Source organism: Methanoculleus chikugoensis, from assembly GCF_900095385.1.
GTDB classification, from domain to species: Archaea; Halobacteriota; Methanomicrobia; order Methanomicrobiales; family Methanoculleaceae; genus Methanoculleus; species Methanoculleus chikugoensis_A.
Genome location: NZ_FMID01000035.1, coordinates 16,354 through 28,057, shown reverse-complemented (window position 1 = coordinate 28,057; position 11,704 = coordinate 16,354). Strand labels below are relative to the sequence as shown.

Below are 11,704 nucleotides of genomic sequence, written 5' to 3'. Positions count from 1 at the left end.
ACAAGGTGAAGAGATGCGTTGGCAATACTTACCCGTACTGATGCTCCTGCTGGCACTCCTGGCTGCGCCGGGGGCGGCGCAGGGCGTCAAGTACCTCTATGGAAGCCCCGATCTGTCGGCAACAATTTCCGGCACCAACCAGTTCGCACCGGGTGCCGAGACCCAGCTCGGGGTCATCATATCCAACAGCGGCCTGAATACCCACAAGATGGTCGGTTCGACCATCGTCACTCCCGACGACCAGCCGAACACCGCAAAACTGGTCACCGTGGCGCTCAAGAGCAGCGACGCGCCGTTCACCGTCAAGACGGACCCCCAGTTCGTGAGCGACATCGCGGGCGGCGGCGCCGCGACCGCTGTCTTCAACGTGAAGGTGGCGGATTCCGCCGAGCCGGGTACCTACGTGCTGCCGCTCGAGGTGACCTACACCTACCTCGCGGATGCTGAAGATTACGGCGACGTTCTCCGCTACAATTACCAGAAGAAGACCCTGACCCTGCCGCTCACCGTGCGGGTCACGCCCGATCTCCAGGTCGAGGTCCTTGACATCCGTTCCGAGTCGCTGAACGTCGGCACGGAAGGCTACGTCTACATGACCTTGAAGAACGTCGGCCACGACACGGCAGAGAAGGCAATCGCGATGGTCACGAGAAGCGGCGCGAGCCCGCTCATCCCCACAGACGGCAACGCATACATCGGGACGTTCGAACCGGGCGAGACGGTGGACGTGAAGTTCAAGGTCTCGGTTGCCAACACCGCAGAGCCCCAGTCCTACCCGCTGGACGTCGCGGTCACCTACGAGGACTACGAGGGCAAGACGGCGACCTCCCGGCCGGCGACGATCGGCCTTCCCGTAGGCGGCAAGATCGCCTTCGAGGTCGTCTCACCCCCGTCGACGCTCTACCTGGGCCAGAAGAGCATCCTTGAAGTCGTGTATAAGAACTCAGGAGCGGCAACGGTCTACAATGCTCAGGCACGGATCAGCGCCGTCGACCCCTTCACCAGCAGCGACGACACCGCCTTCCTCGGCGACCTCGCCCCGGGCGAGACCGCGACGGCACGGTTCGAGGTGAATGTCGACGGTGCCGGCACCGCGAAGGAGTACGGGATCGACTCCGAGATCCGCTACCGCGATGACCTGGACAACAGCAAGATATCGGACACCATGAAAGTGCGGGTCGCACTCGAACAGAGGCAGGGCACGCTCTTCACCAATCCGGTCTTCCTCATCGCCGTTCTGGCCGTCATCATCGGAGCAGGGTATTATATATTCGTGTACCGTAAGAAACAGAGATGAACGGGTACTGGGACGGCCCCAAAGCGGAGCCGCAGGTAAGGACAATCGAGGAGATGCGAGAGGTTCTCGCAGATCCCGGTTGCACCTCCGATCAGCCCCTCTATTTTATGTACCGGGATCTCGCGAAGAGCGAGAGCGACCGGGAATGGCTCCGGCAGAACCGCGTTCGCTACGATATCACCGTCATTCCCGCCCGGACGCTCTGTGGGGAGTACGTCAAGACGAAGGGCCACTACCACACCGAGAACCCGGCAGGAGAACTCTACCCGGAGATCTACGAGGTGCTCGAGGGGACGGGGCACTACCTCCTCCAGACCCGAAATGCCGGCGACGTGGTGATGATCGAGGGCACCGCCGGCGACAAGATCCTGATCCCGCCGGGATACGGTCACGTGACGATCAACCCCGGAAGAGAGGATCTCGTGATGGCGAACCTCGTCTCGTCGGAGTTCTCAAGCAACTACGGCCCCTACGCAGACCTGAAAGGAGCCGCCTATTACGAGATGGAGGGCGGGGCGCTGGTGAAGAACCCGCGCTACCCCGACGCCCCGCCGGTGCGCTACTGCAACCCGGTGGAGGTCCCGGAAATCGGGATCGAGAAAGAGGTCGGACTCTACGACCTGGTCGGGCGGCCGCGATCGGTGGCGTTCTTAAACCACCCCGAGCAGTTCATGGAGATCTTCGCCGACGTGACCGGCGGGTGTCTCGCGATGCGGTAGAGAGGCGAGGCTTCTAGATGTGGCCGGATGCCATCCGGTCGGACTTGTTTTCCATTTTGAACTCCTGATGATCAGAGTCTACCATCTGGCCTCAAGATCCGGTTTCGTAATCTGCAGGAGACTCATCAACGGATTTCCAGTGGGTATCGCCATTGGGGGAGGGGCTGACGGGGAGGGGGGCTCGCCCCCCTCCCCTGTCTATGCCATATCCATTGGGACTTACAACCCCCACCCCACCCGGCCTTCGGCCTCCTCCCCCGCCCCTCGGGGCGGGGGCAGTGCGTGGCGATAGCCCTCACGGTCCAGTGTACGGGCTTTCCATCGTTATCCGATCGTTTCGCCCTTCATCGCCCGAAGTTCTATGACTCTCGGGTTATCCCTCAGTGGAGATACACCCATCCGCCATCAGGCTCTTCCACTCAGGAACGCCGGACCTCATCCAGCACCTGGCACGTCCGGCAGATCCTCCCGCATGGCTCCCCGCACCGCTCGCAGACCCGGAGCCCTTCTCCGGTAACCCTCTCCGGTTCCCGGAGGGCTTCGCCGAGGTTCACGAGCGAGTACTTCGTCGCCGGGTGGCGGTAGGTGTAGTCGTCGAGGATGCCCCGGACGTCGCCCCGGAGAGCGTCGCCCGCGTAGGGACATCCCGCAAGGTCGAATCCCTCGACGTGGAGGAAGGCATACAGCGCCACCTCCCGCTCCGGGACGTACATGAACGGCTTGATCCGGGGCACCATCCCCTCCGCCTCCCGCATGGGACGGGTGAGCCGGTCGGCATCCCCCCGGAGAGCGTTCATCAGGACCGACTGCGCCTCGTCGTCCAGGTTGAACCCGTAGGCGAACTTCGTGACCCCATGCTCGCGAGCGATCCGGTTCATCAGCGCCCGGCGGAGCACACCGCAGTAGGAGCAGGAGAGACCCGTCCCCTTCCGGCCCACGATCTCATCGAGCGTGATCCCGTATTCGTCGCGAAACGTTGCCGTCACCCAGGGGACACCCATGTTCTCGGCGATCGCCCGGGCCTGGCCCGGGTCGCGGTAGCCGGATATCCCCTCATCCACCGTGATCGCCATCAGCCGGACGTCACGGCGCTCGCCGAGGAGCCGGTGGAGGAAGAAGAGGACGGCGCTCGAATCCTTGCCCCCCGAGAGCGCCACCGCCACCGTATCTCCGGGCCTGATCCAGCGGTGCTCCCGGATCGCCCGCTTCGCCTTCGCCTCGAAATCCCGGTTGAAGTGCTGCTCGCAGAGGTGCAGCCCGGAGTATCGCTGGAAAAGAATCGCGTCGCGGCGGCACTTGCTGCACTTCATGCTTTCTCGATCATCCTTTTATCACCGCGCTACATAAATGGTGTAGAAGATGCCCGTTCCTGCAGAATACGTGCGATCCCTGCACACCTACGAACTCCGGATCCTGCTCGCCCTCGAACGTCTCATGCGCCGGTACCGGTGGGTGCCGCTCGAGGTGCTCAAGTCGTCCACAAGGTTCTCGGAGTCCGAGCTCTCCTACCGCCTGGGCAGGCTGATGGCCATGGATATGGTCAGGTACGAGAAGACCCCCTACGAGGGTTACGCGCTCGTCTTCAACGGCTACGACACCCTGGCCCTCCACACCCTCACCCGCCGGGGCACCGTCCAGGCGCTCGGGACGCTGATCGGGGTCGGGAAGGAGTCGGAGGTCTACGAGGCGATGGGTCTCGGAGTCGTCGTGCTGAAGTTCCATCGGGTCGGGCAGCGGTCGTTCCAGTCCGCCCGCGTGAAGCGCGGCTACATGCCGGAGACCGGGCATTGCCCCTGGATCTTCGCCTCCAGCAACTCGGCGAAGATGGAGTACGACGCCCTGAAAACTCTCCATCCCGCCGTCTCGGTTCCGCTCCCGATCGACCAGAATCGGCACGTCGTGGCGATGTCGTTCGTCCCCGGCGTCAACCTCTCGCGGGCCGACCTCGAAGAGCCCCGGCCGATCCTCGACGAGATCCTCGAGAACATCGGGGAGGCCTACCGCCTCGGGATCGTCCACGGCGACCTGAGCGAGTTCAACGTCATGGTCGACGATGAGCAGTGCTGGCTGATCGACTGGCCGCAGTGGGTGGAGACCGCCCACCCGAACGCCGGCGAGATCCTCAACCGCGACATCGAGAACATCCTCCAGTACTTCAAACGGAAATATGGCCTTGAATACGCCTTCGACGAAGCACTGGCAAGGGTGGTCGGGTGAAGGTCTTCGGGATCGACATCATCAAAGGTTCGGTTCGTTCCCGTACCCGGCGACCGGTCTATGCCCTCGCCCGGGTGGAGGACGGCGATGTCCAGGGCGTCGAGGAAGTGACCGGGTTCCGGCTCCAGCGCCTCCTCGCCGCTGAACAGCCCGATATCCTCGCGGTGGACAGCCTCCAGGAGATCGCCGCCGACCAGCGCGAACTCTACGCATTCCTCCAGTCGCTCCCGCCCACGACGAAACTCGTCCAGGTGACCGGCGGCGAGCGCACAGAGAGCCTCGGAAAGGTCGCCGCCCGCTACAACATCAGTTTCAACAAATTCGACCCCTACGCCGAGGCACGGACCACCGCCCGGGTGGCCGCGCTCGGGGCGGGCGTCGAGGTGATCGCGTTCGAGAACACCACCGACATCACGGTGAGCAGGCACCGTTCGCCGGGCCGGGGCGGGTGGAGCCAGAACCGTTACGCCCGGAAGATCCACGGCGGCGTGCTGCAGAAGGCCCGGGAGATCGAGGGGCGGCTCCGGGGCGCCGGCCTCGACTACGAGAAGAAGGAGACGAAGGCCTTCGGCGGCTACTCAAGGGTCGCCTTCCGGGTCAAGGCCCCCCGGGAGATGGTTCCGGTCCACTCCTCCCGGGGTGCCGACGTCCAGGTGCGGGTGACGGGGCGACAGCTCGACCGGATACGGTTCGAACCCCTCGCCGGCCGCCCTCGCTACCTGATCGTCGGCCTCGATCCCGGGACGACCACCGGGATTGCCGCCGTGGACCTCGACGGGAACCTGGTTCTCCTGTCGAGCTCGCGGCAGATGACGATGTCCGATATCGTCGAGGAGCTCTACCGTGCGGGAAAACCGCTCATCGTCGCCTCCGACGTCCGCGAGATGCCTTACTCGGTCGAGAAGATCCGGCGGGCGTTCAACGCCATCCCGTACACCCCGAAGCAGTCGCTCTCGGTGGAGGCGAAGTACGACCTGACCGCGCCGTTCTCCTACACGAACGACCACGAGCGCGACTCCCTCTCGGCGGCGCTGGACGCCTACCGGAGCCTCCAGAATAAGTTCAGGAACATCGCGAAGAGAGTGGGGCCGGGCTACGACCTCGACGAGGTGCGGGCGCGGGTGCTCCGTGGCCAGCCGCTCGACACCGTCCTTGCAGACCTGAAAGGAGTTCCGGCGGCGAAGAAGGAGGAGGCACCGGCGGCGGAGGCCGAGCCGGAGCGGACGGTCGAGGACGAGCGGGTGATGGCGCTCGACGGGATGGTGAAAAGGCTCCGCAGTTACGTCCAGGAACTGCAGGAGGAACTCCGGGAGCGCGACCGCGATCTGGAGCGGTTGCGGCAGGATGTGCGCCGGGCACGCTCCGCGACCGAGCGCAAGATCCGCCGGGACGCGGAGCTGGCGGCGAAGGACGCGACCATCGAGAGCCTGCGCGAACAGCTCCGGGGCGAGCGGCGGCGGTCCCGGCGGCTGAAGAAACGCCTGGAGCGGATGCAGAAGGTCGCGAAACTCGAGGTCTCGGAGGACTACACCCCGCTCAAGGTGCTCGACTCCCTCACCCGCGAAGCGGTCCGGGCCCTCCAGGAGGAGATCGGCATCGTCGAAGGAGACGTCCTCTACGTCCCGCGGACGCACGGCTGGGGCCGCGGTGTGGTGAAGGATCTCGCGGGAACGGGGGTGCGGGCGCTGGTCGTCGGCGGAGAACCTCCCGACCCGCACCTGATCCGGATCGCACGGGAGGCCGATCTTCCCCTCCTCCGGGAAGAGGCCGTCCGGCCGGATATCCGCGGCAGGACCGGGGCGGCGCTGACCGGTGCCCTCGAAGGGGCGATCGCGGAATGGGAGGAGGAGCAGAAGGAGTTCCGGCGCGAACAGGAGGCCGAACGAGTCGAGTATCTCTTCAAGGAGTACCGGAGCGAGCGGGAGAAGGAGGTGCGCCGCGGTGGATGAACGGGGCCTGCACCAGCTGATCGGGACGATCATCGACCCGGAGCGGCTCGCGGACGACTGCGCCGTCATCCCCTGCGGCGACCGTCTCCTGGTCGCGAGCACCGATATGCTCCATGAGACGACCGATTTTCCGGCCGGGATGACCGACTGGCAGGCGGGCTGGATGTCGACGGCGGTCACGCTCTCGGATATCGCGAGCATGGGCGCGGCGCCGGGGCAGGTGCTCCTCGCGGTCGGCCTCGACCGTCCCGAACGGCTCCGCGGGATCATGGAGGGCGCCCGGGACTGCTGCACCGCGTTCGGCGCCGAACTCGTCGGCGGCGACCTCGACGCCCACCGGGAACTGACGATCGTGAGCACGGGGCTCGGGCTCGTCGCCCCGGAGCATCTCGTCCGGAGGCGGGGTGCGCGACCGGGCGACGTCATTGCGGTCACCGGGCCGCTCGGGGAGGCGCAGGCAGCCCTGAACGGCCATGACCGGCACATAAAGGAACTCCTCGAACCGCAACCCCGGGTCCGGGAGGGACAGGCGCTCGGCCGTGCCGGTGTCTCGGCGATGATGGACATCTCCGACGGCCTTGCACTCTCGCTCTACGATCTTCTCGCGGTGAACGACTGCGGGTTCTCTATCGATACCGCTCGCCTCCCGCTCCCGGCCAGCGTCCCGGAAGCGGAGGGGCGGGAACTCGCGCTCTACGGCGGGGGAGACTTCGAACTCCTCTTTACCGCTCCTGCCGGTATCCTTCCGGTTCCGGGGGTTACTGCGCACGTCATCGGGGAGGTCATAGCGGAACGGACGGTCCTCGCGGACGGAAAGCCGCTCGAACGCCGGGGATACCTGCACGAGTGGTGCGGGTAGTGCCCGCGGAATCCAATCTCCAGGCCAACGGCTGAGCCCATGAGAAGCCATGGGTTTCAAGGGACGATGCTCCTACGGAACAGGGTTGGAGCGTCGAAGGCGCGACTCGCGAAAAACACGAAATTCAGCGCACGTTATAGGTGACCGCTCCCCTTCGCACCTGACGGTGCTCGAACTCCTTTCCCTTCGGGAAAGTCGGTCTTCTCATCCTCCGGTTCTTACGCACCATCGCGCTCCGAACCGTCACACTTCGCGGCTTCGCGCTCTTCGCGTGAGCAGATTGGAAGACGATAGCGAGGTCTCACGCGAAGCCGCGAAGAACGCGAAGGGGGGAGTGAAGTCAGGCCGCCGCCCTTACCCCCATCCGCCGCCACTCCCACAGTATATACGCGAGGGCGAGCACCGCAAAGAGGAATATGACCCCCTCGGTCACCAGAACCCCGTGCAACTGGACGAGGTAGACGGCGGCGGCGTCCACGCCAGCGTGCCAGAGGACGGCAAGGGCGAGGAGCGCTTTTCTCCCGTAAACGACGGCGGCGAGCACGAGGAGCGACCAGGCGATGTGCAGGGTGATCGTCATCATCCGTTCGGCAAGCCCGGGGAGGATATCGAGCGGCGTGAGGGCACGGAGAGCGTCGACCTGCACCTGGACGGCGGGATCGTCGGGGAGGGGGATCGCTCCCCCGTCACCGGTGAGAAGGATGTAGGAGGCCATGCTCGAGAGCATCAGGAGCGCGACGATCATGCTCTCGACACCGCCCCACCCGGTCCCGAAGAGGAGGCCGTTCTCCCGGGTGAGGGGAATCTCCTGCCGCCGGAAGAGGTAGCGGTAGACAAGGTAGCGGCCAAGCTCCTCGAAGAGGCCGGCCATGAGGCCGAGGTAGACGGCGAGGACCGCGAGGGCCGCCGTCGTGCCGAACGGGAGGACGGCGAGGTAGAGCGGAGTCTGCGTCAAGATGACGAGCGGCGCGTGGACGACCTGCACGACGATGAAGAAGAGGGCGCCGAGCCCGAAGACACGCCATGAGAGGCCGAACCTTTTGACGATCCAGTAGCCGAGCGCGAGCGGAACGGCGATTTCGAGAAGGATAACGACGGCGAACGTGGCGACAACGAGAGGATCCATCGGAGAGAATATTTTGACTAAATATATAACGATTGTCACTGTACAGAGAGGAAAGGATCCCGATAGCCATGAAAACAGAGCGCCCGGGGGCGGTCACCGAAGGCGGGAGCATTCCGGGGGGCCGGTTCTCGAACAACTTCGACTTCATGCGGTTCGCGGCGGCGGCGATGATCGTCTTCGCGCATGCCTACGCCCTCAGGCTCGGCTACGTCGGGATAGGGATGTACGACCCGGTCATACTTGTGGCGCAGGCAGGACTCGCCGCCCTCCTCGTCACCAGCGGCTACCTGATTGCGATGAGCTGGGAGTCGACCGCATCGCCGCTCCGGTTCGCCTGGAAACGGCTCCTCCGGGTGGTTCCGGCCCTCGTCGTCGCGATCTTCGTCACGCTCTTCGTCATCGGTCCGTTGCTGACGTCGCTTTCCCCGGGGGATTACCTCGCCGCCCTCTTATCTCCGGCAGCACTCTTTACTGCTCCCTACTTTGAAGACGGATCAGTGATAGGTCTCTTCCAGGGCAATCCGTGGTCCTACGTCAACGGGTCGCTCTGGACGATACCCGTCGAGGTCATGATGTACGGGGTCATCGCGGCCATCGGGATCGCCGGGCTCCTGCACCGGTTGGGCGCCATCGCCGTCCTCGCCGCCGTAAACATCCTGGCCTGGATGTACTGGTTCGATGACCCCCGGATGGCGAAGGTCCGGTTCACCCTCTACTTCCTCGTCGGGGCTTTCCTCTACCTCCACCGCCACCGCATCGCCTACCGGCCGGTCATCGCCGGGGCGCTGCTCCTGCTGCTCGGGTTCTCGGCTATGACGCCTTACCTGACCGTCGCCGGGGTGATCGCCATCCCCTACCTCACCATCTACGTCGCACACCTCCCGATCCCATACGTGAGCACCTTCGGGAGAGCGGGGGACTTCTCCTACGGCATCTACATCTACCACTACCCGGTCCAGCAGGCGCTGATCCAGGTTACGGCAAACACGCTCCTTCTTCCGGCGCTCTTCGGGCTCTCGTTTGCGGTGACGTTTGCTCTCGCGTTCCTCTCGTGGCACTTCGTCGAGAAGCGGGCTCTTGCGGCAAAGAGCCTCGGCGCCGACGACCTGCGGCGGAGACTCAGGCTCCCGCCCCTTCCGGAGTCCCTCACCGCGTGGTGTGTTGCCCGGAAGTGACGGGCGCGAGAACCTCTTCGAGGATCTCGACTGCATCTTTGACGTAGCAGGGGCAGAGCGTCCGGGTGAGGTTCTCCTCGCGCGCCCGGGCAAGCCCTTCGCCGGTCGAGAGGTCGCACCCGAGGAGTTCGGTGCAGGAGACGGTGCCGTTTTTCTCCACAAAACGGGTGACGAACTCCCGGGTGAGGCCGTAGGTCAGGTCTTTCGCCGCTTTCTCGCCGGGACCGGTGCTCCCGAACAGGAGCCCGAGGGCGAGAACGGTGCCCGAGACCGCTCCGCACGTGCCGCCGGTGTGCCCCACTCCGCCGCCGAACCCGGTGGCCGCACAGAGGATGACCTCTTCGGGTACCCCGACATCGTCCGCAAAGACCGAACTGACCGCCTGTGCACAGTTGTAGCCCGCATGAAGCGGGAGACCGCCTCGTCCGCCCTATTTTCCATATGATTCGGAGATTACGCACCGTGGGTCTTCAAACTTCCGCGGCAGGGCCCGGTGCTGGAATGGTTTAAGAACCCGCCCGAGAAAGTAGACGTATTCGGGGGATGCTCTCCCGGGCAGGGTTAACCATGAAGAGAACTCTATTGATCATCGCCCTGATCGCCGCCCTGGTTCCGGCGGCGGCCGGGGCGGAGGCCTCCTACCACGGCGTATCGACGGGAGGCGTCGTCAACGACGTTGCGATAACCGCCGACGGGAGGTATATGGTCGCGGGGACGGGCGGGGGGGAGATCGTCTGCCTGCACCGGGACGGCACCGTCGCATGGAACGTGAGCGCGCCGGGTACGGTGACCGCGGTTGCCGTCGCCGGTTCCGGGGACTACGTCGCCGCCGGAACCGTGGGGGGCGACGTGCTCCTCTTCGACGGAGTTGGCGGCCGCTACTGGACGAAGAGCGTCGCGGGATCCGTTCGCGACCTTGCTTTCGCGGGTGACGGCCGGTCGCTCGCGGTGGCGGGCGATCGCATCGTCCTCTTCACCAACCTCGGGAAGGAGGAGTGGACCCGGGCCGTGCAGACGGGCACACGCTCCGGAGAGACCCCGCCGCACGTCACGTCCGTCGCGTTCACCAGCGACGGCAAATTCATCGCCGCCGGGAGCAGCAACGGCGCCATCCTCTTCATGAACCGGGCGGGAAACCTGATCTGGGAGGGGCTCGCCCGGGGGGCCGTCACCGCGGTTGACGCCTCCCGTGACGGATCGGTCGTCGCCGCCGGGGGCCGGGATCGCGCCCTCCAGGTTTACGGCCGGGCGGGGGGCCTCCCCTGGGCGCTTCCCACCGGAGCGCCGATCCTCGCGCTCGCTCTCTCGGGTGACGGGCGGTTCGTGGTCGTCGGCAAGGAGGGCGGCGACGTGGAGTGCTACCGGCCGAACGACGCCTTGATCTGGAAGAACCGGACGGAAAGCAACGTTCCCGCCGTGGACGTCTCCCGGCGGGGCGAGGCCGTCGCGGCCGGGAACGCGGGCGGAACCGTGTATCTCTGGAACAGCAACGGTGACGTGCGCTGGTCGTTCGATGCCGATGCAGCCGTTAGCGCGGTCGCCCTCTCGGAGAACGGCGATTACCTCGCAGCAGGTGCGGGCGAGCGGGCCTTCATCTTCCGGACGGCCGACGAGCCGGTGACGGCGGCGGCGGAAGAGACGGAGAACGCCACGACGGCACCGACCCAGGCCGGCGGGGCGGGCGCGCTCGTCGGGCTCCTCGCCGGTGCTGCCGCCGGTGCTGTAAGCCGTCTCCGGCGGCGGTGACCCGGTGGGTGGGGAGCAAACCCACCACCGTCAGGCTTCTACGTCTTCGACCCTGAGCCCTGCGGGGCGGTCCCGAAGGCATGACCGCGGGGCCGTCCGGGGAGCGAGACTGCCGGCAGAGAGTCCGAAGAGGCGGAGGGACGACCGGCCGGCCGAGGAGATCCCGTTCGAGGAGAAGGGGGCGACATCGACTACAGCCCGGTCCCATCCGAACTCGGCGACGAGGGCCGTGAGAAGGGACGCCCGCCCGGGGCACCCGAGACCCCGACCCCGCGGGCAGAGCACGAGATCTCGAAGAAGGGCGAGGAGCGGATTGCACGGCAGCAGGTGGAGGACGACGAGTGATGTCGCCCGAGCACGGTGAATTTCGTAAGAACAAGTTTTGAAAGAAACAGATGATAGACCCGCCGGGATCTGAACTCACAGCACCCTGTCCCAACCGGAGGAACTGCGCCCCTTTTGAAACCCCCGATGACCTGCGCGCGCCCAGGAACCTATGAAATACTCATGAAAAGGTAAAGTCACAAAACAGAAAAATGGACTCGGCGGGATTTGAACCCGCGGCTTCTACGTTGCGAACGTAGCGATCTACCCCTGATCTACGAGCCCAAGGGGG

The 11,704-nt window shown here is 65.4% G+C and carries 9 protein-coding genes, 1 tRNA gene and 1 pseudogene; 7 read left to right on the top strand and 4 right to left on the bottom strand.

Annotation, left to right across the window (positions count from 1 at the left end):
* Positions 1-13 precede the first annotated feature (13 nt).
* Positions 14-1,297, top strand: a complete 1,284-nt coding sequence (locus L21_RS07255) for a COG1361 S-layer family protein (RefSeq protein WP_074369816.1) — start codon at positions 14-16, stop codon at positions 1,295-1,297.
* Complete coding sequence (locus tag L21_RS07250) at positions 1,294-2,016, top strand: glucose-6-phosphate isomerase family protein (protein WP_074369815.1); 723 nt, start codon at positions 1,294-1,296, stop codon at positions 2,014-2,016. The genes L21_RS07255 and L21_RS07250 overlap by 4 nt, the downstream gene beginning before the upstream one ends.
* 419 nt (positions 2,017-2,435) lie before the next feature.
* Here L21_RS07250 and L21_RS07245 read toward each other — a convergent pair whose 3' ends face one another.
* Positions 2,436-3,326: a TIGR00269 family protein gene (locus L21_RS07245; RefSeq protein ID WP_074369814.1), complete on the bottom strand. Its 891-nt coding sequence runs from the start codon at positions 3,324-3,326 to the stop codon at positions 2,436-2,438.
* Positions 3,327-3,375: 49 nt separating this feature from the next.
* Between L21_RS07245 and L21_RS07240 the strand changes: the two genes are divergently transcribed.
* From L21_RS07240 to thiL, 3 genes are read left to right on the top strand one after another with little or no spacing between them, the layout of a single operon-like run.
* Positions 3,376-4,233: a serine/threonine-protein kinase RIO2 gene (locus tag L21_RS07240; RefSeq protein ID WP_074369813.1), complete on the top strand. Its 858-nt coding sequence runs from the start codon at positions 3,376-3,378 to the stop codon at positions 4,231-4,233.
* Entirely contained in the window at positions 4,230-6,182 is a 1,953-nt protein-coding gene (locus tag L21_RS07235) for a DUF460 domain-containing protein (protein ID WP_074369812.1), read from the top strand. Before L21_RS07240 ends, L21_RS07235 begins: the two co-directional genes overlap by 4 nt.
* Positions 6,175-7,041: a thiamine-phosphate kinase gene (gene thiL, locus L21_RS07230; RefSeq protein WP_074369811.1), complete on the top strand. Its 867-nt coding sequence runs from the start codon at positions 6,175-6,177 to the stop codon at positions 7,039-7,041. Before L21_RS07235 ends, thiL begins: the two co-directional genes overlap by 8 nt.
* A gap of 340 nt (positions 7,042-7,381) precedes the next feature.
* Here thiL and L21_RS07225 read toward each other — a convergent pair whose 3' ends face one another.
* Positions 7,382-8,167: a YhfC family intramembrane metalloprotease gene (locus tag L21_RS07225; RefSeq protein ID WP_074369810.1), complete on the bottom strand. Its 786-nt coding sequence runs from the start codon at positions 8,165-8,167 to the stop codon at positions 7,382-7,384.
* 68 nt (positions 8,168-8,235) lie between these two features.
* On the opposite strand from L21_RS07225, the gene L21_RS07220 reads away from it, so the two are divergent.
* Positions 8,236-9,342 carry an acyltransferase family protein gene (locus tag L21_RS07220; RefSeq protein ID WP_074369809.1) on the top strand — a complete coding sequence of 369 codons (1,107 nt, stop codon included), beginning with the start codon at positions 8,236-8,238 and terminating at the stop codon, positions 9,340-9,342.
* On the opposite strand, the pseudogene L21_RS07215 reads toward L21_RS07220, so the two are convergent.
* Positions 9,314-9,679, bottom strand: a pseudogene (locus L21_RS07215) (C-GCAxxG-C-C family protein); the annotation flags it as partial. The gene L21_RS07220 and the pseudogene L21_RS07215 sit on opposite strands and share 29 nt — an antisense overlap.
* A gap of 230 nt (positions 9,680-9,909) precedes the next feature.
* On the opposite strand from L21_RS07215, the gene L21_RS07210 reads away from it, so the two are divergent.
* On the top strand, positions 9,910-11,088 hold the full coding sequence (locus L21_RS07210) for a WD40 repeat domain-containing protein (RefSeq protein ID WP_178377696.1): 1,179 nt from the start codon (positions 9,910-9,912) through the stop codon (positions 11,086-11,088).
* A 537-nt stretch (positions 11,089-11,625) separates the two neighbouring features.
* Here L21_RS07210 and L21_RS07200 read toward each other — a convergent pair.
* A tRNA-Ala gene (locus tag L21_RS07200) sits at positions 11,626-11,697 on the bottom strand.
* Positions 11,698-11,704 lie beyond the last annotated feature (7 nt).